Annotated in this window: 18 protein-coding genes and 1 other annotated feature; of the genes, 8 read left to right on the forward strand and 10 right to left on the reverse strand. The window is 44.9% G+C overall.

What is annotated here, in order from left to right; all coding sequences use genetic code 11:
- Window positions 1-57: 57 nt before the first annotated feature.
- The 5 genes from RF007C_RS01000 (at window position 58) to RF007C_RS01020 (ending at window position 7,922) form a co-directional block, all read left to right on the forward strand.
- The gene (locus RF007C_RS01000) at window positions 58-2,040 is read left to right on the forward strand and encodes an ImmA/IrrE family metallo-endopeptidase (RefSeq protein ID WP_037296499.1); all 1,983 of its coding nucleotides are present in this window, start codon (window positions 58-60) and stop codon (window positions 2,038-2,040) included.
- Between the two features lie 189 nt (window positions 2,041-2,229).
- Entirely contained in the window at window positions 2,230-2,997 is a 768-nt protein-coding gene (locus tag RF007C_RS01005) for a hypothetical protein (protein ID WP_037296500.1), read from the forward strand.
- A 6-nt stretch (window positions 2,998-3,003) separates the two neighbouring features.
- Entirely contained in the window at window positions 3,004-5,346 is a 2,343-nt protein-coding gene (locus RF007C_RS01010) for a type IV secretory system conjugative DNA transfer family protein (protein WP_037296501.1), read from the forward strand.
- Between the two features lie 65 nt (window positions 5,347-5,411).
- Complete coding sequence (locus RF007C_RS01015) at window positions 5,412-5,621, forward strand: hypothetical protein (RefSeq protein ID WP_037296502.1); 210 nt, start codon at window positions 5,412-5,414, stop codon at window positions 5,619-5,621.
- Window positions 5,622-5,744: 123 nt separating this feature from the next.
- Window positions 5,745-7,922, forward strand: a complete 2,178-nt coding sequence (locus RF007C_RS01020) for a stage V sporulation T C-terminal domain-containing protein (RefSeq protein ID WP_037296503.1) — start codon at window positions 5,745-5,747, stop codon at window positions 7,920-7,922.
- Window positions 7,923-7,964: 42 nt separating this feature from the next.
- Here the strand turns inward: RF007C_RS01020 and uvrA are convergent, their stop codons facing one another.
- Entirely contained in the window at window positions 7,965-10,787 is a 2,823-nt protein-coding gene (gene uvrA / locus RF007C_RS01025; protein WP_037296504.1) for an excinuclease ABC subunit UvrA, read from the reverse strand.
- A 177-nt stretch (window positions 10,788-10,964) separates the two neighbouring features.
- Here uvrA and RF007C_RS01030 point away from each other — a divergent pair, with 177 nt between their 5' ends.
- Window positions 10,965-11,120 carry a rubredoxin gene (locus RF007C_RS01030; protein ID WP_019679517.1) on the forward strand — a complete coding sequence of 52 codons (156 nt, stop codon included), beginning with the start codon at window positions 10,965-10,967 and terminating at the stop codon, window positions 11,118-11,120.
- A 115-nt stretch (window positions 11,121-11,235) separates the two neighbouring features.
- Here RF007C_RS01030 and RF007C_RS01035 read toward each other — a convergent pair whose 3' ends face one another.
- Window positions 11,236-11,712, reverse strand: a complete 477-nt coding sequence (locus RF007C_RS01035; protein WP_019679516.1) for an AAA family ATPase — start codon at window positions 11,710-11,712, stop codon at window positions 11,236-11,238.
- A gap of 8 nt (window positions 11,713-11,720) precedes the next feature.
- Entirely contained in the window at window positions 11,721-12,143 is a 423-nt protein-coding gene (locus tag RF007C_RS01040; RefSeq protein ID WP_019679515.1) for a GNAT family N-acetyltransferase, read from the reverse strand.
- 228 nt (window positions 12,144-12,371) lie between these two features.
- On the opposite strand from RF007C_RS01040, the gene RF007C_RS01045 reads away from it, so the two are divergent.
- Both RF007C_RS01045 and RF007C_RS16160 read left to right on the forward strand, forming a co-directional pair.
- Window positions 12,372-13,256: a M15 family metallopeptidase gene (locus RF007C_RS01045; protein ID WP_037296505.1), complete on the forward strand. Its 885-nt coding sequence runs from the start codon at window positions 12,372-12,374 to the stop codon at window positions 13,254-13,256.
- Window positions 13,257-13,670: 414 nt separating this feature from the next.
- On the forward strand, window positions 13,671-15,599 hold the full coding sequence (locus RF007C_RS16160) for a serpin family protein (protein ID WP_051456459.1): 1,929 nt from the start codon (window positions 13,671-13,673) through the stop codon (window positions 15,597-15,599).
- A 123-nt stretch (window positions 15,600-15,722) separates the two neighbouring features.
- Here the strand turns inward: RF007C_RS16160 and RF007C_RS01055 are convergent, their stop codons facing one another.
- The 7 genes from RF007C_RS01055 to RF007C_RS01085 all read right to left on the reverse strand — a co-directional run bounded on the left by RF007C_RS01055 (window position 15,723) and on the right by RF007C_RS01085 (window position 23,344).
- The gene (locus RF007C_RS01055) at window positions 15,723-17,687 is read right to left on the reverse strand and encodes a PASTA domain-containing protein (protein WP_037296506.1); all 1,965 of its coding nucleotides are present in this window, start codon (window positions 17,685-17,687) and stop codon (window positions 15,723-15,725) included.
- 13 nt (window positions 17,688-17,700) lie between these two features.
- Entirely contained in the window at window positions 17,701-18,267 is a 567-nt protein-coding gene (locus RF007C_RS01060) for an RNA polymerase sigma factor (RefSeq protein ID WP_037296507.1), read from the reverse strand.
- Window positions 18,268-18,465: 198 nt separating this feature from the next.
- A complete protein-coding gene (locus RF007C_RS17925) occupies window positions 18,466-19,029 on the reverse strand; it encodes a type II secretion system protein (RefSeq protein WP_051456460.1) in 564 nt (187 codons plus the stop codon).
- Between the two features lie 143 nt (window positions 19,030-19,172).
- Window positions 19,173-20,390, reverse strand: coding sequence for a tyrosine--tRNA ligase (gene tyrS / locus RF007C_RS01070; protein WP_019679509.1), 1,218 nt, complete (start codon window positions 20,388-20,390; stop codon window positions 19,173-19,175).
- A gap of 125 nt (window positions 20,391-20,515) precedes the next feature.
- Window positions 20,516-21,427: a hypothetical protein gene (locus tag RF007C_RS01075; protein WP_037296508.1), complete on the reverse strand. Its 912-nt coding sequence runs from the start codon at window positions 21,425-21,427 to the stop codon at window positions 20,516-20,518.
- 22 nt (window positions 21,428-21,449) lie between these two features.
- Window positions 21,450-21,908, reverse strand: a complete 459-nt coding sequence (locus tag RF007C_RS01080; protein ID WP_152537120.1) for a hypothetical protein — start codon at window positions 21,906-21,908, stop codon at window positions 21,450-21,452.
- Window positions 21,909-21,954: 46 nt separating this feature from the next.
- Window positions 21,955-22,162 (reverse strand) — a binding site (T-box leader).
- A gap of 54 nt (window positions 22,163-22,216) precedes the next feature.
- Window positions 22,217-23,344, reverse strand: a complete 1,128-nt coding sequence (locus RF007C_RS01085; protein ID WP_019679504.1) for a GGDEF domain-containing protein — start codon at window positions 23,342-23,344, stop codon at window positions 22,217-22,219.
- Window positions 23,345-23,534 lie beyond the last annotated feature (190 nt).

The following is a 23,534-nucleotide window of genomic DNA, read 5'->3' on the forward strand; positions in this document are numbered from 1 at the left end:
TAAAAATTGATATTTTTAGGATGATAGACAGTATATAATGTTAGGGGGATTTGCTACATGGCTCGTTATCAAAACTTAAAGGATTATTTAAAATTAAATAGTCTCGATGTTATTTCACGCGGAATAAAGGACCGCGTAAAGAGTTCGGGCGACGCCGAATTTAGGATAAAAGATTTAAGAATATTGACACAAAGTGGTATTGCTTTCATGCCGTTTGATATTGTCACTTTTTCTTTAGGTGTGTCCTGTGAAGTCTTTTATGCTGACAAAAATAGTGGCGGAATATACTATTATAATGTGATGTTGACTGGAGATATGGCTGAGCGTTTTTCTGACCTTCAAGTACTTGCAGTCGAAGAGTGTACGCAAGAGACATTAATATCGGAAACGGTAATATCAATGTTCGGACTTCCTAATATCACTGTTGATACTCTTGAAGAGGAAGCTGATAAAATACATTCGCGCTTATATGCTTTTGTAAAAAAGAATGAAGAGCACAAGTATTGGTTCATCCCAGTAAAAATCAAGGAAAAATACAAAATAAGCGATAATATGCATATGTGGCCTGCGGACCTCGACCATGATGTATTAGGTCAGATTCGCTTTGAAGAATCCACTGCGACTATTTATGATATTGCAAATCCGTATATGCCATATCCTAATTCTCCTATACCAGCAAACACAATACTGCTGAATGTAAAATACTTCAGAAATGAACTAGGCTGTGATGACATAATAACGGCAGCTCATGAACTGGTTCATTGGGAGATACATCGTGATTATATGAAGCTATTGCAGTTTCTTGATGACAGATATAAAGTAATGGAATGCACTTCAGCTCCTATAACTCTTGATGATGATATGTCGCCTAAAGAAAAAGCTCGCTGGTATGCTGAATGGCAAGCAAACGAACTTGCTATACGCGTAGCTATACCTAAGCACCTTGTAGAAGAAGCTATCGATGAATATGAGAACAGCATATGTCCGATACATCATGTGACCAACAGCAGTGTTCCTCATGACGGACACTATTATCAGAATATGGTATACAAGCTCTCAGGAGACTTTAATGTTCCGAAAGAGATAATGAAGAAGCGTCTCCGTCAGTTAGGATATGATTTCGTTGACGGCACTATTCTGGAATATGAAGAAAACGGAAAGAAGACACAGCCTGCTCCGTTTTATTTTCAGCCGGGTACTCTGAAAGAAAATGAGACATTTGTAATTTACCGTGACAACTATGAACGAATGCTGCGTGAGGATAAAGTACTTGCTGAACTTATCGACTCCGGAAAGTATATCTATCTCGGATATGTCGTATGTCTGGTTGATACAAAGTATATAGATATTCTTATAAACGAGGCTGGTCTTCATTTTCAGCTAACATCTTATGCTAGGGAACACGCTGACGAATGCTGTATAAAGTTCACTATAAAAAGCGTGTTTGATACTGGTGGAAAATACATAAATTATGATCAAACTTATCTTTTTAAAGCTAACAAAAGGCTTCTGGAACAATATGAAGCTTATATACCTAATAACCTAAAAAAGGGTATTAATGATTTTGAAAAAGAAGACATGTACCTAAATAAAATGCCAACATTCGGTGAACTCTTAGCTTATTATTTGTTTGAATATAAAAAAGATGTCCTTATTCAGGTTAAAGCCCCAAATGGAGATTTTTCATATGAAGCTAATAGAATCATCGATGAATATGACGATTTATTCGATTTAAGCGTCACTATGATAAAGAAATACTTGAATAACGATGCAAATCCTACACTTAAAACAGCTATGCGAATTTGTTATAAATTAGATCTTAATGAAACTCAAAGCCGTGATATGCTGAAAAGTGCTGGATACAATCTTGATGCGCCTACCCCAGAAAACAAGGTATGCAGGTTGATATTCAGATTGAAGACAAAAGAAGAGGCTACTATAGAAGTGGCTATTATTTTGGATAATTGGGAATTGTGCGTAGAACATTTTAAAGAGCAAAAATCTGAGAGTATATATCTCTCAAAGCCTAATCTAATTTGAATTTAAAACTTTTTGTTTTCGGTTTTAAGCCAAAAAAGCACTCTGCAATTACAATGCAGAGTGCTTTTTACGTATTATAGGCGAACTTCTAAAACTTTTATTTTTTTACAAAATTAAGAATGTAGTATATAATATAAATGAACAGTTCATGCGGACTGTTCAAAGAAAAAAACGTAAAGGAGAAAAATAATGCAAAAGGAATTAAGGGAAAAAATTCGCGATATTCTCTGGGAAAACGGTTGTGATATTGAGGATTTAGGCCGTGTAACTGATAAGACCATGGCTGTTATAAATCTTTGCACCGATACTCTTGTAAAAGAGGATATAGCGGAGGTACTTCCAGAAATCAAGGAAAAGGCAAGTATAGAGGCACTCAAGCAGGTAAGAGCTGAGTACCGTATTGCAGAGGGTGTAAAAATTTGCGGCTTATCGAGATTTATAACCGAGGCCGTCACGGTCAATGATGAAGAGCTTGGCCAAGGTCACTTTATCCTTGATAAGCCCTTCTATGACCCGCTCAGCGAAGATATTCGGATGTTCTTTGATGACATAACAGAAAGGTGGCTTGTGCGGGTAAAAAACGGTACTCCAAAGTTTATTTCTCGTTTCGTAGTAGTGGCATGCCTCATTATCGATGCAAGCGGACCAGGCTCACGTCGTGCGGATGTAATCTTCATTAAGGGCTGTCCCAAGCCGCTGATTTTCTGGAGAGGAATAATTGAACCAGCTGCTTTACGCAAACAGACGCAGTTCCATCAGAAGGGACTTACTGTTAGGAACAGAGATCTCTACCATGAGTCTTTTTTGCGTGCACTATGCATGTGCCCGAATGTGTTTTTTCTGACCATGCCCAAGCATTGCGGCTGGAACACTACACCAGACGGCAGAAGAGTATTTGTTTCATCTGAAAACATGATTCCTGTTCTTGCCGATTTATTTTACGATGAAAAGGAGTAATTGTTTATGAAAACTAAGCAAAGTAAAACAAAGTACAGAAATATTTTTAAGGATATTGTACTTCAGGATTCAGATCGTCCAATAGAAGTGGTAGCCGAAAGCTACCGCAAGAATGTACCTGACAGCTTAACTGTTAAAGAGGGTACAGTTCTTTCAACGATGAGCAGACTGCTCGTGGATTTCAAAGCTGAAGGCCTCACTCAGGACAGACTATTTGTAACAGAGATAACAAGCAGCAACGATGAAAAATACTTGACTGATGTTATTTACAACAGAAGCCATACTTCGTCCGAAACTATATTTTCATCATCATCGGCGACACAAATCAACGTAGAACTGGAAAAATACTTCGACTGTACAGCGGTCTTTCGTCATAACAGCACTATTGAGAGTTCGTATAACCTGTATAAATCTCTGGAATTAATCTATGAGCACTTAAACGGAATTTCCGGAGATGACGATATCCCCCGCTTTGTTCCTGTACTTTCAATCGATAATGCCGGCTTAATCCCGGAAGAATATCCATTCTATCAGGTACCTGCTATGAGCGGTTATAGATTAGACGATAATGGCGAATTACGCGGAATAATCGGAGAAATGGACACTCATATTGTTAAATACATTGAACAGAATTCCGATGCTGCAAAACAATTATTGCATGAAGCTGTTGTTACTGCAAAGAATATTGTATCCCAGCTTCCGTACAGAGCTCGTAGCAGTTCGGCAGTTATGTTTTTGGCCACAGCAATAATACTCACTAAATTAGGCTTTTTAAATGATAAAGACGTGAGTGACATGGCTGATTGGCTCAAGAACGAGTCTAAAACCAGGACAAATATGAATCAGTTTGTATGTAAGGCTGTAGGCGATTCGTTGAGCGAAGCTATATGCAGCGGAAGTCTTCCGATTTCCAACCAGTTTGGGCCACCCTTTTGGGCTTCCGATAAGACCTTTATTGCAAGCGACGGCTCAATAAATATAAAGAGTACATTATTCGTCGATCTTGTTTTATCTCAATTGGAATTACCAGTCGGCCACAATAAAGTGTATCAGGCTCTTAAGTGTGAGGATTATCTCATTTCTAATCCTGGCGAGAACATAAAAACTCGTACAGTGGCTTTGGAAGACGGAAGTAAGGAGAAGCAGCGCTTTGTTTCAGTTTCAAGGAACCTGCTGAGCGAGGAGGCTAAAAGAGTAGTTGACGTAACAACTGCCTCGGATCTCTTCCACACGCTTGATAAGCCTATCAATAACTTCTTCCCGCTTGTCAAACACCAGCGTTTGGATATGGTGGCCGGTCAGATAATAACCGACTACAAATGCGGTACCCCATTTATAGACGTAACAGGTGCCCAAGGTGCGGGTAAGACCGACTGGATCATGATGCAGATGTTACAGCGTGCAAAAGCTGGAGACGTTGTAATTGTTCTTGACCCAACCAATGCCTTTTGTAGAGAGGAATTGTCTGCACATATGATCCCGGATGAGATCATTGATGAGTACGTTAAATTCTGGGATATGTCGACTGACGGTTTCCCAGTTAACATTCCAGACTACGAAGGTTGTACTAACATAGAGCAGAAGACGCAGAGATTATCAAGCCTTCTGATATCTGGAATGCACCTTACCGGACATAAGCAGAAGCTTGTTCTCATAAGCAAGGTCTCAGAATGGCTTGAAGATACCCCAATTAACAATTCTTATGAATTAGCCTCTTTTCCGGCTTCATTTGGTGAAACCGCAGATGAAAAGAAGGTGTATGCAAATTTGAAGGCGCTGTTCAGTACTGTTAATATGAACAGTACCGTACCTTACAGTTGGGCTGATCGCCTCTCTGCAAAAGGAAAGGTACTGGTGATCTCAAGCGGTAATGCTAATATCAATGAAAATGCTAACCCCTTCGATGTAGTTCTGGACTCGCTCTACAGTTACAAGGATATTCACCGCGAGGAGAAAGTTACTATAATAATGGACGAGTACCAAACTCTGAATCGCTATAAAGGCTGCACTCTCGAGGCTTTACTTAGCCGCGGAAGAAAGCTTAACTTGTCAGCAATAATTGCATCACAGGATTATACTGATAAGAAGGATCCAATAGGCCGCTTTTACGCCTATTGCGGAACTCATGTATTCTTCAGACCTCTCGGTGAGGAGTGTGTAAAAGCGATAGCTGAACTTACCAAGCTCGATGCTAACGTTATCAGAACGCTTCCTGACTTTAACTGCGCTATCATGGGCTCTATCTACAGCGACTACTATAAAAAGAACATTCAGCTCAACTCAGCTATTGTAGGAGAGACATACCGCCCGCCTTATGTGGGTTCATACGATGATGATATAATCCAATAAACCAGTATAAAGCTGAATACGTGCAGCGTATATAGGGCAAAATTCAAATGAAAGGAGCTGCTGAAATGGAAATATACGACAAACAAGATAAAGGCTATATTGAAGTATGGCTCACAAATGCAGAACAGCAGGTATATGACCGCAGAGAACTCACAAAGCAGCTCCTTTCCAAAGCTACGGCTAAGAAGTGCAAGGTAGTATACTTCTTGTCAGGTAGCGATGACCTGCTCAGCTGTACGGAGAGACTGCTAAAAAACAATCTGGGGTGCGCGTGAAGCGCACCTCTTTGTATTTTATGGTAATACTCATGCAGCTATTGCTTTTTCAGCATTATTATGTTACAATGAAGATATAAGATCTCGATTAATAATAATCAACATTGTCACAAGGAGATTACTATGGAAGATAAACTCAGGATCGCGGGTTACTGCCGCATCTCTGTTGACGAGGAGCTTGACCGCGACAATACCTCTATCGAGAACCAAAAGGCGATTATTGCTGATTATGTAAGCAAGACTTTTCCCACGGCAGAGCTGGACTTCTACGAAGACCGTGACCGCAGCGGCTATACCTTTGAGCAGCGAGAGGACTACCAGAAGCTGCGGAAGAAGATGCTACTGCACGAATACAATATCCTCATCATCAAAGACTTCTCACGTTTCAGCCGACGCAACAGCAAGGGACTTGTTGAGCTTGAAGATCTCCGCGACGCAGGTATGCGTATAATCTCTATCGGCGACAGCATCGACTACCCGACCTTCGATGACTGGACGGCGATACAGTTCCGATTCCTTATCAATGAAATGCCTGTTACGGATACATCTAAGAAAGTCCGCTCCGTTGTTAAGCGTAGACAGGAGGAAGGCAAGTGGATATGCGCTGTTCCCTACGGCTACATCATGACAAACAGCAAAACGATGCAGTTCGAGGTGGATGAGCCTGCTGCGGAAGTTGTCAGGGAGATATTCAGGCTGTACAGCGAGGGCTGGGGCTACAAGCGCATTGCCAATCATTTGACCGACCAGCATATCCCTACTCCACGTATGGTGGAAAAAGAACGCCTTGAAGCAAAAGGCGAGGAATGTAAGCTTCGCGGCAAGACCGAATGGAGCATAGTCACAGTCAGCGGCATACTGCGAAATGATTTCTATATCGGTACACTGAGGCAGGGCAAATACCGCCGCAAAAAGATAAACGGCTCCGATATGAAGCTCGAAGAAACAGACCACATTGTTTTCGAGAATAACCATACTCCAATCGTTGACTATAAGCTTTTCGCAAGTGTGCAGGAGCAGATGAAGCGCCGAACAACAAGCAACTACCGCGGCGTAAAGAAGTACGATAACATATATTCGGGCTATCTGTTCTGCGGAGACTGCGGCAGTCCCATGTTCTCAATGAGCCGCCCCGACCTGTCCCCTGCTTACCGCTGCGGAACGTATCACCAGCGTGGTGTAAAGGGCTGTACTTCGCACCATACCCGTGTGGATATGCTTGACGGACTGCTCAAGTCATTCGTTGAAAAGGTACGGGACAACTCAGCAGCTATGCTTGAAAAGTTGCAGGAGTCCATCGACAAGGAGCGCAGCGAGACTTCATCGAGCAAGTCTGTAATCGAGGTGCTTGAACAACAAATGGAGGACACACGCACCGAGATAAAAATGCTTGCCCGTCAGCACGTCAAGGATATAGCCAAGCACCCTGAGCGTGAAGAAATGCTTGAAGAGATATACACCGAGCAGATAGACGAGCTTACCCTACGTCTGGAAGGACTTCGCAATCAGATGCAGTTTACCGCCGACAAGCATAATATGATAGTAAACGTAAACCGCACAGCAAAAACCGTAATTGAAGTGTTTGACGCTATCATCAACAAGGAAAAACTCTCCAAGGTGGACGTGGACTTCATCATAGAAAGGATAACGGTCTATGAGGAGCACGTTGACATCAAGCTCAGACCTGATATAGATACGCTGCTTAAAACAGGAGCTCTCCCAGAGCACAGCAATGAGGAGACAGCCGTAAATTTTAAGCAAGGCACTGAGATAACCGAAGAAGCCTCACGATTTGCTAAAATCACCTCAAGTAATGGCAAAATTCTCAGTGTCAATGTTATCAGTGAGGGCGATCCGCTGGAGATATATACCAACAGCGAAGGCGAGGTCATATTCAAGAAGTATTCCGCAGTCAGCGAAATGAGTGAAAACGCAGGATATGTGGCGGATATAATGCACAAGATAGCAGGCTGCCCCGTAGTGGTTTTCGACAAGGACCGCGTTGTGGCTTCGGCAGGTCTTCCGCGGAAGGAGCTTGCAGATCACCGTGTCTCCTCGCAGCTTGAAGAGCTCATGGAAAACCGCGGACAGTTTTTCTGTCCCGACGGAAGTACCAACAGCTTCTATCCCGCAGACGGTTCGGAAAGAACGGCTATATCCGCCGTCCCCATAATCACAGCAGGAGACGTTTCGGGAGCAGTTGCATTTATGACAAATGAAAAATACCGCGAGGTAACCGACCTCCAGAAAAGCCTGATAAACGCTTCGGCGCAGTTCCTTGCACGGCAGATAGAAGGATAAAAAAGAGAGTATTCCCTCTGGCAGGAGAGAATACTCTTTATTTTATTCAAGGTAGCCTCTGAGATATTGTCCCGTATATGACTTTTCACATTCTGCCACTTCCTCGGGAGTACCCTGAGCAACGATAGTACCGCCGCCGTCGCCTCCTTCGGGTCCCAGGTCTATGATATGATCGGCGACCTTTATCACATTGAGATTATGCTCGATGACCAGAACGGTATTTCCCTGGTCGGTCAGCTTCTGAAGAACATCTATGAGCTTATGGACATCTGCGGTATGAAGTCCCGTAGTAGGCTCGTCAAGGATATATATGGTATTTCCTGTGGAGCGCTTTGAAAGCTCGGTTGAGAGCTTCACGCGCTGAGCCTCGCCTCCCGAAAGAGTAGTCGCCGGCTGACCTATCTTTATATAGCCCAGACCTACCTCCTGAAGTGTCTTCAGCTTCTTCGCTATCTTCGGGATATGCTCAAAGAACTCCACCCCCTCGTCAACTGTCATTTCCAGAACGTCATATATGGACTTTCCTTTATAATGTATATCCAGCGTCTCGCGGTTATAGCGCTTTCCCTTGCAGACCTCGCAGGGAACGTATATATCAGGCAGGAAGTGCATCTCTATCTTGATTATGCCGTCGCCCTCGCAGGCTTCACAGCGTCCGCCCTTGACATTGAAGGAGAAGCGTCCGCTCGTATAGCCGTGAGCCTTGGCGTCGGGAGTCTTGGCAAAAAGCTCGCGTATATCGCTGAAAACTCCCGTATAGGTAGCAGGATTTGAACGTGGCGTCCTGCCGATAGGCGACTGGTCTATACATATCACCTTGTCAAGATTCTCGATCCCTTCCATATCCGCAAAAGCGCCGCTCCTTGTCTTTGCGCGGTTGAGCTTTGCGGCAAGGTGCTTGTATATTATCTCGTTCACCAGAGAGGACTTGCCCGAGCCAGAAACTCCCGTAACGCAGACCAGCTCACCGAGAGGTATGCTTACATCGATATTCCGCAGATTATGCTCGCAAGCTCCCTTCACTGTCAGGAATTTACCGTTTCCGTTCCTGCGCTTCTTCGGTATCTCTATCTTCTTTCTGCCGCTGAGATACTGTCCGGTAATGGAAGTCCTGCACTTCAGCAGCTTATCAACAGTGCCCGAAAAAACCACTTCGCCGCCATGGATACCTGCTCCGGGGCCGATGTCCACGATATAGTCAGCCGCAAGCATAGTATCATCGTCGTGTTCAACAACGATAAGGGTATTTCCCAGATCACGGAGCCTTTTCAGCGTAGCTATGAGCTTATCGTTGTCACGCTGATGAAGACCTATACTCGGCTCGTCAAGTATATAGAGAACTCCCACCAGTGAGGAGCCTATCTGCGTAGCAAGGCGTATACGCTGGCTTTCGCCGCCCGAAAGAGTACCTGCCGACCGCGAAAGGGTGAGATATTCCAGTCCCACGCTTTTCAGGAAGCCCAGACGCTCCTTTACCTCCTTGATTATACGCTCACCCACGAAGCTGTCGTGCTCCGAGAGCTTCAGCTCGTTGAAGAATTTAAGTCCTTCCTTTACGGAGAAGTCGGTGAGCTCACTGATGTTCCTGCCTCCTACAGTGACCGCAAGGTACTCATCGCGGAGCCTTTTTCCGTGACATACAGGACAATTGACCTCGCTCATATACTCCTCTATCTCATTCCTTGACCAGTCGCTGGAGGTCTCCTTGTAACGGCGCTCCAGATTATTGACAACGCCCTCGAATGGGGAGTTATAGCTTCCGCCGCCAAGTGATGCAGGTCTTTTCAGTTCCAGAGTCTCGTCCCCTGTGCCGTAGAGAAAGAGGTCCAGCTGTTCCTTTTTCAGATCCTTGACGGGAACATCAATGGGCACGCCGTACTTCTTGGAGATAGCACGGTAGTACATCATGGCGATAGAGGTCTCGTCAAGGCTGTTCCAGCCCGAAGCATTAATAGCACCGTCCTCTATGGAAAGCTCCTTGTTGGGGATTATCAGATCGGGATCAATGTGTCTGAACACCCCCAGACCTGTACACTTTGGGCAGGCTCCCACGGGATTGTTGAATGAAAACATAACAGGCTCAAGCTCGCCGATGCTGATATTATGCTCAGGGCAGGCATAGTTCTGAGAGAAAAGTATCTCCTCGCCGCCGATGACATCTGCAATGGCAAGTCCTCCCGTCAGACTGAATACAGTCTCAAGGCTGTCGGTGATACGGGACTCGATGCCCTCCTTAATAACTATACGGTCAACTATTATCTCGATATTGTGCTTCTTGTTCTTGTCAAGCTTTATTTCCTCGGTGAGCTCGTACATAATGCCGTCAACTCTCACACGGACAAATCCGGATTTTCTTGCACTTTCCAGCTCCTTTGAATACTGTCCCTTGCGGTTCCTTACTATGGGAGCAAGCAGCTGCAGCTTCGTGCCTGCGGGAAGCTCCATAAGGGTATCCACCATCTGGTCTATGGTCTGCTGGGAGATCTCTCTTCCGCAGACAGGACAATGAGGAACTCCTATACGTGCATAGAGCAGGCGGAGATAGTCGTATATCTCTGTCACTGTTCCCACGGTGGAACGGGGATTCTTCGAAGTAGTTTTCTGGTCAATGGATATAGCGGGAGAAAGTCCCTCTATGCTGTCAACGTCGGGCTTTTCCATCTGTCCGAGGAACATTCTTGCATAGGAGGAAAGGCTCTCCACATAGCGGCGCTGACCGTCGGCATAAATGGTATCGAAGGCAAGTGAAGACTTACCCGAGCCTGACAGTCCCGTCATTACGATGAGACTGTCACGGGGCAGCTCCAGATCTATATTCTTGAGATTATTGGCTCTTGCGCCTTTAATGATTATTTTATTGGTCATAATTAACTCCTGAAAGTACAAATACTATAACGAACATAGTATATTATACCATATAAAATTATAAAAATAAACACTCCAGAACATATTTTCTTATTTTAACATTATTCTCAATTTATCTATTGACAGTTAGCGGAAAATATCTTATAATAGTGAAAAATACAAAAGGAGGTGCAGCTCATGAAGTACGTATGCGAACTCTGCGGCTGGGAATATGATGAAGAGCTCGGTTCACCCGAGAACGGCATAGCTCCCGGAACAAAATTCGAAGATCTTCCCGAAGACTTTGAATGTCCGCTGTGCGGGGCAGACAAGGGATCCTTCTCAGAGCAGTAAATTTGGAACTTATCTCCTCGTTGCCTTATAATGAAAACAGAGAGCTGAAGCTCATGGGGCGGAACTGTCCGCAGTATGATCTTCAGCTCTCATTTTATGCCTGTATACTTAGCTATCATTTTATGACAAGATCCATTTCGCCATCTTCCGGCTCCTCAAATATACCTCTGAATTTAGCGGCAAGTCCCTCGTCTATGAAGTAGGCGTCGCTCCTGCCTGCTGCTACCTCAGTATTGCGCTTTTTTACACGCCTTTCCCATTCTTCGTCGTCAACGGTGATGTAGTGAAACTCGCAGGCTATGCCGCGGGAACGATAGAACTCCCTGGCGAAGTCTCTCTCCTGCCTTGTCCAGAAGCCCCAGTCCAGTATAACGTCTGTACCTGCCGCGATCATCTCCGCAGACTTTTTGTAGAGGTAGGCCTCGGTGCGGCGGACGTATTCATCGTGCATATCTCCAATATCGCCGCCGAGAATATCCAGCATAAGCTCATCGACAGAGAGTATCACGGCTCCGAGTTCTTCCCTGAGCTTCAGAGCGTAAGTGCTTTTTCCGCTACATATCCTTCCGCAGGTCATAATTACTTTAGGCATATTCTCCCTCATTTCCTTATTATTTTGGTAAAGCCATGGCCGCTGTGCTCGTGAGGATGGCTTTTGTACCCGCATTTCAGATAGAATTCATCCTTGTTTTTAGCGCTCATCAGCTGAAAATAGCACCACCAGCCCTCTTTCAGCTCACCGCGGATAAACTCCTCGATATGCTCCACAAGTCCTTTTCCTACGCCCTGTCCCTGATTTTCTGGAGCAACTATAAGATCCTTCAGGAAAAACGCCATACCGCCATCTCCGATAAGCCTTGCCATGGCGATGACTTTTTCTCCGTCAAGCACAGAAAACGTAACATAGCTGTTTTTCAGTGAGGTCTCCACAAGCTCCCTGTCAGGTCTTCCCCAGCCCGCCGAATCAAAGAGCCTGATAAAGTCCTCTGCATCCAGTGTATTATGTGATATACGGTAATCCATATCAATTCACTCCTTTACAGTAGATTATACCATATGTACAGTATTATTGCAATAATCTGTCCGATGTAAAAAAAGTTGCAAACGCCGACAAAAAGTGATATAATATAATTGTATTCAGCATTTATCGTTTAAAAATGAATTTATTATGATGATGCAACACTTCCTTGTTACAATCCGTTTATTCTTATTGAAAGCAAATCCAAAATAAAAAACAAAGGAGAATAAAAAATGAAAAAGACAATACTGGGCGCAATCGCACTAACAGCTATACTCTCATGCTCAGCCTGCGGAAAAGATGTCGGCAAAAGCGACGAATCTCCGCTTGCTCCGGTCACAACGACCAACGAGGAAGTATCAGCAGCTGTTACGACTACCGCTTCCAAGACAAACGAAAAAACCACCACTACAACTTCTGATGAAGAGTCCGAGACTACCACAACTGCCGAGGAAGTGACCGAAAATACCACCACCGCAGATGCTGCGCCCGCAGGCGGCGGAGAAAGTTCCGTACAGCAGAGCTCGCCTGCTCACTCACATGACTCTGTTCCTTCCCCCAACGACTACAACTACGGTCCCGCACCTGCACAGTACAACATCGACGGACTCACATACATACAGGGCGTACTCATTGCCAACAAGAGCTACAGCCTTCCCGCAGACTTCAATCCTGGAATTGACCCTACTTGTCAGAGCCAGTTCAACAAGCTCCAGAGTGACGCTTCGGCTCAGGGGCTCAATATATGGTTTGCATCGGGCTTCCGCTCATACGACTATCAGAGCCAGATCTACAATAACTACGTAGCCCGTGACGGTCAGGCTGCGGCAGATACCTATTCCGCCCGTCCGGGACATTCCGAGCATCAGACAGGCCTTGCCATCGACGTTAACCAGATAGATGACAGCTTCATCGGTACTCCCGAGGCTATCTGGCTGGAGAACCACTGCCACGAGTACGGCTTTATTCTCCGCTACCCTCAGGGCAAGCAGGATATAACAGGCTATAAGTACGAATCATGGCATATCCGCTACGTGGGAACAGATATGTCCTACGCTATCCACAACAGCGGACTCACTCTTGAGGAATACTTCGGTATTGATTCATACTACCACTGATAACAAACAGGATAATATGTATTCTCAGCCCCGATGTCTGCTGCATCGGGGCTTTCTCATGCCTACAGGATATATGCTGTAAAAAAATTCTGAAAAAATATTATTATTCATTAAGAGTTTCCGAAGAGATATACGTCTAAGTAATGAAGGATGTTTTCCGGACAGCGTTCCTGAAGCGGAAAGTGTGCTCCGCTGCTGTCCGAAGCCTTTGCATATACACATATAAGGGCATAAAGCCCCTTTGCAGCTGATCTTTTGTTCCGTTTTACGCAGCCGCAGAGCACATTTCGTCTTTTTTGCCCTTTTTGTGTGTTTAATGCATTTTTTTATTTGACGCCGCAGAATAACGGTGTTATACTTTATCCAAGGGTAGCAATATCCTGTATCATCCCATTACGAAAGGAGTTATTCACTATGGAAAACATGAAAACACTGACCAAGGTCACCGCCGGTATCCTGAGCTTCGCACTGGCTATGGGAGCTGTGAGTACCGTCCCTGCCGCACCGCGGCTCAGCAGCGCTGTGGCTGCCGAAACCTCAGAGGAACAGCTCTATGATTACTGCCTCCAGGACGTCTTTATCCTGTCCGCCGATATCTCCGAAGATAAGGCCACATTCAAGGCAGTACCAAGGATGCACGGTATTTATTCCATCTGGTCTTACAGCCATATCATGAGCTTTGAGATCGATCCCGCTTTAATAAATGAATCAAGCGAACTGTTCGATAAGGACGTTTCCATGATCGATAATCTCAGCGACGACTCTGTTGTTACCATAAAATTCACCTCAAAATATGATTATCCCCTGCTCCGTCTGACAGAGGAAGAGAGAGAAAATATGGTTTTTGACAGCAGGGAAACCTATAAAATATATGATATAGTGAAAATAGAGGCTCCCGGTATCCATTACTACGGCGATATAAACGACGACGGAGTCATCGATTCCTTCGACCTCATCACCTACCGCAAGTGCCTTGCAGACCCTGCCAAGCAGAAGGAGCTCAACGAGTTCATGTTCGGCAACGGCGATATAAACAAGAATGACGAGATCGACGATGACGACCTCAAGCGCGTTTCCGACTATATCCTTGGAAACATCGACGATTTCTACGGCGATTGCGCAATAGGAAGCGTCCGTCTGGACAATACCGTAAGTGTTGAAGCCTCCGAAGGAAAGGTCACCGATGAAGCCTTTGCAAAGGCTGAGATGAATTTTGGCATCGACCTGCTGAAGAGATGCTTTGATCCTACAAAGAAGGACGAAGAAAATCTCCTTATCTCGCCCTTGTCTATCTCCTCTGCCCTTGCTATGACCGCAAACGGCGCCGACGGAAAAACAAAAGAAGAGATGGAAAAGGTTCTTTGCGAAGACATGACTCTCGACCAGCTCAACGAGTATCTGGCTTACTATGCAGCCAATCTTCCCGATGAATCCAAGAAAAAGATATATCTTGCAAATTCTATCTGGTTCAAGGACGATCCTACTTTACAGGTATATGACAGCTTCCTTGAAACAAACAAGAAGTTCTATAATTCCGAGATATACAAAACTCCGTTCAATGAAAACACAGTCAATGACATAAACAGCTGGGTGAGCAAAAACACAAGAGGTATGATCCCCTCACTGCTCCAGAAAAACGCCTTTGAACCTAAAAACAACATAAATATAATGATGGTGCTCATGAACACACTCTATTTTGAGGCAGAATGGCGCTGTCCCTACACAAGTTCCTATGACGGAAAGTTTACCGATCTGAACGGCATTGAGCATAATATCAAGAGAATGTCCAGCGAAGAGAGCAAGTATTATGATCTCGGCGATGCAGACGCCTTCAAGAAGGATTACGAAGGCGGAGATTACAGCTTCGTAGGTATCCTTCCCAAGGAAAAGAACATTATTGATTACATAAACGATCTCGACGCAGACAAGCTGGCTGAAGGTCTCAAGGAGTATGAGGATCCCGACAGCATAGAGCTCCACGTTATGATACCCAAGTTCAAGTATAATTATAAGAAGAGCCTTTCCGAGGTCCTTGAAAACATGGGCATGGCTGATGCTTTCGACAACGAAAAAGCTGACTTCTCAAAGATCAATGATCTCTCAGTAACGGATGCATCGCCTCTTTTCATAAATGACGTTTTACATAAGACAAGGATCGAGGTTACAGAAAAGGGCACAAAGGCTGCTGCCGTAACAGCTATTATGATGGCTGCTACCTCCGCTCTTCCGCCCGAGAGAAAGAAGATCTACATCGAGCTCGACAGACCTTTCGTATACATGATCGTTGACAAGAACAACGTTCCGTTATTCATAGGTGCTGCAACACAGCTGGAGGAAAAATAAGATCACCCCTCCGTGTTCAGCAAAAGTATCGATATTCCGTTCTGCGGATAATGATATATGCGGTTCAGCCCCGACACATTGAATGTGTCGGGGCTGAACTTGTATATTCAATTCAAAGCATCATCAATTGCCATTCCCGTTACTGATATACAGAGTTATGGAGGAGCCGCTCTCTGCCTCAGAACCTTCCTTGAGAGACTGATCCACTACAGTTCCCACGGGCTTATCCGAATTAACTTCCTCGGTATTGACCTTAAATCCCCTGTAAGATGCCCTGACAATTGCGTCATCAACATTAAGGTCGATATAGTTCTCCACAGGTATCGCTCCTGTTCCTTCCATGCTGACGTACAACTTAACTGTGGAACCGGCAGCCGCTTCTGTACCTTCTTGCGGATCTGTTCTTATAACGTAGCCGGGCTCGACCATAATATCCTTAACTTTGCAGATCTCAACATTGTATCCTATTTCCTCAAGCATTGACTGCGCGAGCTTGTACTGCATATTCGCACAGCCGGGGATCTCTGCTGCATCTTCCTGATCACCGACAGAGCTGTTGAATTTATTTTCTGCAATATCCATAAGCTTTTTGTACAGCTCATCCGAGACCTTAAAACTCTTTTCGACGCAGTGATAGAAGAATGATACTTCGTTATCGTCATAAAGATACATCATATAATTGTCCCTGTTATTCTTATTCTTGAAAAATACACGATAAACAGGACGTCCTGTGTTATTTATGTCAGTCTCTTTTCCTTCGTATTTTTCCTCTGTAAGAGCCGATCTTATTTCTTTTCTTTCAGCCTCATCAAATACGCGCTGATCCTCACGGGAATTATTGCTCTCCCCAAGATTGCGCTCTAATACATATTTATCGAAATCCCGCGTATTGATAAGCTTATCGGGAGTAACACCGTTCTTCACCGTTTCATACTCATCAAGTATTATCCTTAATACCTTGTCGGTGTTTTCCTTGCCCACATCATAGTCAGCGTATTTTATATTTCCGTTTTCATCGCAGTCGGATACTGAAATAATGCCCTGATCCGTAACCGAAGCGCTCAGGCTGTTCCCTGCCGACATACTGCGGCAGTTGAATTCTGCCTTGTATGCGGGTTCTGGATAGTCTTTTCCTTCCGGCATTTCCTTCCAGTCAAATCCCGCAAAAAGCTCTGCAATTTCTATAATGCCTCCTGTATACGGACCGTACATCTCATATATGGTGCGGAAACCTGCTTCCGAGTGTTCGGTGAGTATAAACATGAAATTATCCCGTGGGGTCTCAAAGCTGTTTTTCTGTATGGGATCGTAGATATTGACATATTCACCTGCCGTAGTCTGCGGCATCTCTGCTGTTGCCTCCCATACCTTATGGATAAGGTCATCATAGGGCTCGGAGATATAAAGCAGCACATCACCTGACTCAATATCAAATTCCGACGCTGCATATACAGCCTTCTGTATATCTTCGCTGATCCGCCATCTGCTCTGAGTTTCTCCGTTATCGCAGAGAATTGTGCCGTCGCCGTATAATACGAAGCTGAATACATCTTCGGCCTTTCTGAAAAATATCTGAACCGACTCTCCGTCGGGCACAGGAGTATCAACAGGCACCTCTGTCCATTCGCCCTCATTGAATGCCTTCACCATAGCCGTGCGGAGTTCATCCTTGGGAATGAATACCTGCGGTGCAACAGCAGCTGTCATTATCCTCATATCATGGCCGCTGAGGTCACCGAAGGGAGAGACTGCTGTCTCATTTTCCGATACATTGGTTATATGGTTCTGACCGCCTTTTCTGAACAGCAGCACACCTCCCGTAACAGCTCCTGCTGTCAGTGCAAGGGCAGCTGCCGCAGCAACGAACTTCTGCCATATTGGCTTTCTGTACTTTTCCACTCCCGATACCTCGAGAGTTTCCGTATTTATATTGTTACTTTCCTTGGTTCTTTCTTTGTATATCTTTCTGCTCATTGCAAACATTCTCTCCTTTTCTTCGTTGGAAGCAGGACAGTCGGCCGCAATAATTCTTACTGTTTCATCATCTGCGTTTTCCAAAACATCAAGATCAAGATCCTTATCGTTCATGACTGTACCTCCTTTAAAGTGAAATGTTCATAGCGGTGAGCTTATCCCTGAGCTTTTTAAGAGCGCGTCCCGCACGGGTTCGGACTGCCTCGGGAGTAAGTGACACAAGTTCGGAGATCTCCCGCGAGCTGCGCATAAAGAAATATTTCTGCATGATTATAGTGGAATCGGGCTCCCCCAGATGCTCTATACACTGTATAAGCGAGCTTCGGAGCTCTTTTTTCTCCACTGTGTCTGCTGTATCATCGGGAGCCTCAATGCTGAGCGCTTCCTCTCCATCAATGGAAATACTTTCGATACCTCTTTTGGTCAGCCTTTTGTATACGTCTATCGCCTTCCTTCTTGCCACAGTGCCTATAAACCCCGAAATATCACCATTGGAGCACCTGCTGCTGTCATAGTGCATATACACGTCCGCAAAGACGTCTCCCACACATTCCTCTATATCCTCTCTTCCGGCACAGCTTCTCAGCCTGCTGAAAACTATGGTATATACATAGTTGAAGTATTCATTGAAGAGAGTTCTCTGCGCTTCCTCCACAGATACAGCAGAGGCTTTGCGATACTCTTCGTGTGTCATTTTATCACCTTCTATTAAAAAAGCTATCCGACGCGTCATCGGCTTTCACTATATCTATTCCGACAACCAAAAAGAAACGTGACAGGCGTGAAATTATTTTTATATTTTAACATAAACTATCCCCATAAAAAAACCATGACATAACGTATAACGAAATGCCATGGTTTTATCATTTTTTACCTAACTTACTGTCTCGGATCAGCTGAAATCAGGATCGGGACTAGGACAAAGCCTGTAAATAGGTGTATTTGTGTTTCCGTCGCCTACCCATATCTCAACATCCAGCGGATCGGGTTCACGATAGCATATAAACCAGCGGTTAAGCTTCTTGCCTGCAGATGACTTCTGGAACTTAACAGGACATTTCTGAGTGCCCATGAATTTATTGAGTTCGTCCTGGAAAAGCTGAGTATCAACACTTCCGCCGCTCCATGTAGAACGGTTATGGCCAGCATTTGCTGCACCGTCCTTGGTACAAACTACTGTTAACATGTACGACTCAGGAACACCTTCAGTCTTTACAGTAACATTATGATGACTTGTATTGTTCTTTTCAAATGAATCCTGAATTTCTGCTTCACCTGCAAGCACGGACAATACGCTGTCACGAATATTCTTCGCACTGGTAATGTCTGCTGAGCGCTTTGCTCTCTTTACGTAACCGAGCATCGACGGAACGAGTATTGCAGCCAATACGCCGATAATAGCTATGACTACAATGAGTTCTACCAGGGTAAAACCCTTCTTAGTGTATTTTGCCATATAAATCCCCCCATAGTGTTTATTAAGCAAAATAGTTGTGTTCAGTTTTTTTAATTATACGTCATTTTTGGTAAATTGTCAATAGGATATTCAAAAAAATTTAATATGCCTGTATAGTTTTTTGGCTATATTACGTACAGTTATCATTTTACTGCTATCTTCTTGAATGCCTTCTTACCCTTGCGGACAATGATCTCGCCGTCAAGCTTTATCATCTCCTTGGGATCGGTCTTTTTCTCATCATTGACTGTGATGCCGCCCTGCTGTACAAGACGTCTTGCCTCGGATATCGAGGGAGCAAGCTCTGCCTTTACAAGGAGACTGAGAAGTCCGATCGCTCCGTCTGTAAGGTCTGCGGAATCTATCTCTGCAACGGGCATATTCTCATTGGAGCCGTTGCCTCCGAAGAGAGCCTTTGCAGCTGCCTTTGCCTTTTCAGCCTCTTCCTCACCGTGTACCAGCTTGGTGAGCTCGTAAGCAAGAAGCTCCTTGGCAGCATTGAACTGTGCGCCCTCCATGGTCTTTTCCATTTCCTCGATCTGCTCAACTGGAACGAAGGTCAGCATTTTCAGGCACTTGATAACATCAGCGTCATCAACATTTCTCCAGTACTGGAAGAAATCGTAGGGAGATGTCTTTTCAGGATCAAGCCATACTGCGCCTTTCTCTGTCTTGCCCATCTTCTTGCCCTCGGAGTTGAGGAGAAGTGTGATAGTCATAGCGTAAGCGTCCTTGCCCAGCTTTCTTCTGATGAGCTCGGTGCCGCCCAGCATATTGCTCCACTGGTCGTCGCCGCCGAACTGCATATTGCAGCCGTACTTCTGGAAGAGCTGGTAGAAGTCGTAACTCTGCATTATCATGTAGTTGAATTCAAGGAATGAGAGTCCGCGCTCAAGTCTCTGCTTGTAGCACTCGGCTGTGAGCATACGGTTTACGCTGAAATGTGCGCCTACCTCACGGAGCACCTCGATGTAGTTGAGGTTCATGAGCCAGTCTGCGTTGTTTACCACGATAGCCTTGTCTTCTGAGAAGTCGATGAAGCGGCTCATCTGCTTCTTGAAGCAGTCAACGTTGTGCTGGATAGTCTCGGGAGTCATCATCTTGCGCATATCGGTCTTGCCCGAGGGATCGCCGATCATGGCTGTACCGCCTCCGATGAGGACGATGGGCTTGTTGCCTGCCATCTGGAGACGCTTCATAAGGCAGAGTGCCATGAAGTGTCCCACATGGAGGGAGTCCGCAGTGGGATCGAAGCCGATGTAGAAGGTAGCCTTGCCTGCATTGACAAGCTCCTCTATTTCCTTTTCGTCTGTGAGCTGCGCGAGGAGTCCTCTGCGCTTGAGTTCTTCAAAAGTAGTCATTATTTATTTCTCCTTTATATTATTTATCATTACTGAACATATTTTATCACTGACAGCTCTGCTGCCATAAGCAATGAAAACGTCGGGCGTTTTCATGTATATCACGACCTTTCGCAGTAATCATATCAAATAGTCGTTACGTCCTCGCGGACTGTCTCTTCATAGCTGACGGGAAGCTCGCTGCGTCTGTCCAGAAGCTCTCTGACCTCATCGCACACCAGCTCGCTTTCAAACACATTCAGTTCCACCTCATAGGTCCTCTGAACTTTTTTACTATGCCCTACAACAAAATACACCTTGTATTTCTGGTCAGTCTGAACATAGATACCCGTGTTGTACCAGTTTTCCCGCACGACCTTTCTGCCTGCCTCAACAATATCCGCAGTTCTGAAGGACACTACCCTGCTCGGATTGAAAATGACGATATAGTCCGTACCGATATTGATTCCCGACGTCCACGACTTCACAAGCCTGCCGCTGTTGTATGAAGCCTCAACGTCACTGTACTCCGCTTTTATGCGCTTCATCCAGCGCCTTGCGGGAATTCCCGCAAGCCTGCGAATACCGTCGCATGAACAAAGTATGCCGCCTAAAAGCATCATAAAGCGGAATTTTGTCATCTTTTCTATGGGATGGGGCATAAGTATGCAGGCAAATACCACGGCAACAGTGAAAAAGAACAGGAAATACAAATATGTCGGCAGATTGCGGTAGTTCCTCAGCATATCCGCACGCATACCGCGGGGATGGATATTTGCAAACTCGTATTGCGTTCTGAAATTCAGATACGCCTGCCGCCATGACTGAGAAGAAAAGAACTCGCCGTTTCCCACGGATCTTTTTATTGCCTCGTTCTTTTTTATAGCGCGGAGCTCAGCCGTGTATATCGCAGCACTTACAGCTATTACCGCCAGAGGAATGACAAAGGACAGGATCTTTCCGAATTTCGAATCAGTAACTATTGCTGTCACAAAAAAAGCCGTAAGGCTCAGGACAGCCGTTACAAGGAATATCAGGTATTTTCTCTTTTTCTCCATAAATCACACCTCCCGCATTGCTTCAGGAATGTTTCATTATAGCCTTCAGGACACCGAGCAGAGCCGAATGTACGAAGGTACGCACAGCAATTAGTGCCTGTCCTATCATATAGACATATTTTATATATCCGTAGAAGTATTCTCCCGCACCGTCCTTATTCTTCTGCACCAGCCCTTCCATATGAGGAGCAACCGTACTGTTTCCGAAGGTGACGAACTCCACAAAGACCGCAAGGAGTATTGCTATGGTAAAGCCAAGATTGAGTTTTGCGCTGTCCAGCCCAGCAAGTCCCGTATACGGGTGGATATACCTTGTTATCAGAGCCGTAAGCATAAATCCCAGGGCAGTACAGACCGTCATGCGTATAAAAGGAGAACTGTTCCCTGCCTTTGCAGGACTTATAAAGCCAATATACAGAAAAAGCAGCGGCAAAAGAAAGATAAGGACCGATATGCACAGATACGGCAGCACTTTTTTCATATTTTCACCCCTTACATACAAAAAGCCCCCGAACAGCGGATAGCTGTCCGGGGGCGAAGTTACTCGCGGTACCACCCCGATTTGCCGAGCGGAGCTCAGCCTCGAAAAGCTGTAACGGGCACACCCGGCCGCACCTACTGGATTCAATGCGGCAACTCCCGAATGTAGGTCACTGTACGCCTTCATCCCCTCACACCACACGGGAACTCTCTGTATCGGGCTCTGCACAGGTTTTATTCGTTCACGGTTTTTGCCTTATTATCATATCATAACTTGTTTAGCTTGTCAAGACCAAATTCCCGTTTTTTTCAGGCTGTGGAGCGGCAATGCTTTCTTTTCTTCTCGGAATACATGTTATCGTCCATCTCGTTAAGGAAGCTGTCAATATTGTTTGTACCATTGAAAAGAGCCTTTCCCACTGAGAACGACAGCTGATATTCTGATCTTCCCGAAGTATTGAACTTATTGAGCTGAGTTCTCAGGCTCTTGTCGATATTCATCAATTCCAGTTCATGCTCCGCCTTGGTGATGATGATGAATTCATCTCCCGCAAAGCGGACGGCAATGCTCTTTGCAGGCTTTGACTTCCTTATTATCTCCGCTGCTGATATAAGAGCTTCATCTCCCACTGAATGGCCGTACATATCATTTATGCTCTTGAAGAAGTCGATATCTATCATTACTCCTCCGATATGAGTGCCTTTTCTTGATATATCGGCAAGGACATGATCCATGTAATTGCGGTTGTACAGCTGAGTGAGCGGATCGATATACGACAGCTCATTCTGGAGGCTCATATAGGTTCCGAGAAGTCCGAGAGCCACCGAGCACCATGCAAGTGATATCCCATACACCAGGAACTGCGCAGTAGTACCTATTATAATAGGCAGCAAAAACATCCATATCGGGAAAAAGCGTGCTTTCGCGGAATCCTTGTAGTACCTGTACCTTACGCATACACTGAAGCCAAGGTAAAGGAATACGGATACAAAATAGATATATCCGAGAGGCTCGCGGTGATAGACATTATTCTCGTCAAAGCTGAAAAGGAAGCCCAATTTAAGATTGAGCACCAGTCCTCCCAGCAGGAAAACAGTAGGCAGACCAAGCCATGAATAGTATTTTTTCAGTCTGCTTTTCTCCTTATAAAGTCTGAGATCCACATAAATACACCATAGATACGATACGGAAACGTTTATTGCGTACGTCAGAGTACCTGTTATTACTGCAATAACATGAGCTCCGACAAAGCTCCTGCCGTCTGCGATGAATGAAAGAGTTTCGCTTGCGCAGGCGATAGATGTAAGTGTTATCATAACGGTAAAGATTCTGTCGCTTGGTTTTTTTCTCTGTCTGACCAGATAGCTGCTTATCTGCAGTATGATAAGCACTGCTATTCCGATACTGTTGGCAACGATGATCGATTGCAGATTCATAGTATCCTCCTTCCCCATAAGAAGATCCTATACCATTATAACATATTTCATATATTCTTTCAATAACTTTACCAAAAATTTACAAAATATGCTGATTTTTTCAATACTTTCTTCCGAAATCCTATTATGCGTCAGGACTTTAAGTTTTTTTCGTTTTGGTACTTGAAATTTTACACGGATTGATATATAA

Origin of the sequence: Ruminococcus flavefaciens 007c (assembly GCF_000571935.1) — a bacterium.
GTDB classification, from domain to species: Bacteria; Bacillota; Clostridia; order Oscillospirales; family Ruminococcaceae; genus Ruminococcus; species Ruminococcus flavefaciens_F.

What these genes read in the sequence shown, in the direction of transcription:
- RF007C_RS01000 (WP_037296499.1), top strand. Translation starts at nt 58, where the DNA reads ATGGCTCGTTATCAAAACTTAAAGGATTATTTAAAATTAAATAGTCTC.
- RF007C_RS01005 (WP_037296500.1), top strand. Translation starts at nt 2,230, where the DNA reads ATGCAAAAGGAATTAAGGGAAAAAATTCGCGATATTCTCTGGGAAAAC.
- RF007C_RS01010 (WP_037296501.1), top strand. Translation starts at nt 3,004, where the DNA reads ATGAAAACTAAGCAAAGTAAAACAAAGTACAGAAATATTTTTAAGGAT.
- RF007C_RS01015 (WP_037296502.1), top strand. Translation starts at nt 5,412, where the DNA reads ATGGAAATATACGACAAACAAGATAAAGGCTATATTGAAGTATGGCTC.
- RF007C_RS01020 (WP_037296503.1), top strand. Translation starts at nt 5,745, where the DNA reads ATGGAAGATAAACTCAGGATCGCGGGTTACTGCCGCATCTCTGTTGAC.
- uvrA (WP_037296504.1), bottom strand. Translation starts at nt 10,787, where the DNA reads ATGACCAATAAAATAATCATTAAAGGCGCAAGAGCCAATAATCTCAAG.
- RF007C_RS01030 (WP_019679517.1), top strand. Translation starts at nt 10,965, where the DNA reads ATGAAGTACGTATGCGAACTCTGCGGCTGGGAATATGATGAAGAGCTC.
- RF007C_RS01035 (WP_019679516.1), bottom strand. Translation starts at nt 11,712, where the DNA reads ATGCCTAAAGTAATTATGACCTGCGGAAGGATATGTAGCGGAAAAAGC.
- RF007C_RS01040 (WP_019679515.1), bottom strand. Translation starts at nt 12,143, where the DNA reads ATGGATTACCGTATATCACATAATACACTGGATGCAGAGGACTTTATC.
- RF007C_RS01045 (WP_037296505.1), top strand. Translation starts at nt 12,372, where the DNA reads ATGAAAAAGACAATACTGGGCGCAATCGCACTAACAGCTATACTCTCA.
- RF007C_RS16160 (WP_051456459.1), top strand. Translation starts at nt 13,671, where the DNA reads ATGGAAAACATGAAAACACTGACCAAGGTCACCGCCGGTATCCTGAGC.
- RF007C_RS01055 (WP_037296506.1), bottom strand. Translation starts at nt 17,687, where the DNA reads ATGAACGATAAGGATCTTGATCTTGATGTTTTGGAAAACGCAGATGAT.
- RF007C_RS01060 (WP_037296507.1), bottom strand. Translation starts at nt 18,267, where the DNA reads ATGACACACGAAGAGTATCGCAAAGCCTCTGCTGTATCTGTGGAGGAA.
- RF007C_RS17925 (WP_051456460.1), bottom strand. Translation starts at nt 19,029, where the DNA reads ATGGCAAAATACACTAAGAAGGGTTTTACCCTGGTAGAACTCATTGTA.
- tyrS (WP_019679509.1), bottom strand. Translation starts at nt 20,390, where the DNA reads ATGACTACTTTTGAAGAACTCAAGCGCAGAGGACTCCTCGCGCAGCTC.
- RF007C_RS01075 (WP_037296508.1), bottom strand. Translation starts at nt 21,427, where the DNA reads ATGGAGAAAAAGAGAAAATACCTGATATTCCTTGTAACGGCTGTCCTG.
- RF007C_RS01080 (WP_152537120.1), bottom strand. Translation starts at nt 21,908, where the DNA reads ATGAAAAAAGTGCTGCCGTATCTGTGCATATCGGTCCTTATCTTTCTT.
- RF007C_RS01085 (WP_019679504.1), bottom strand. Translation starts at nt 23,344, where the DNA reads ATGAATCTGCAATCGATCATCGTTGCCAACAGTATCGGAATAGCAGTG.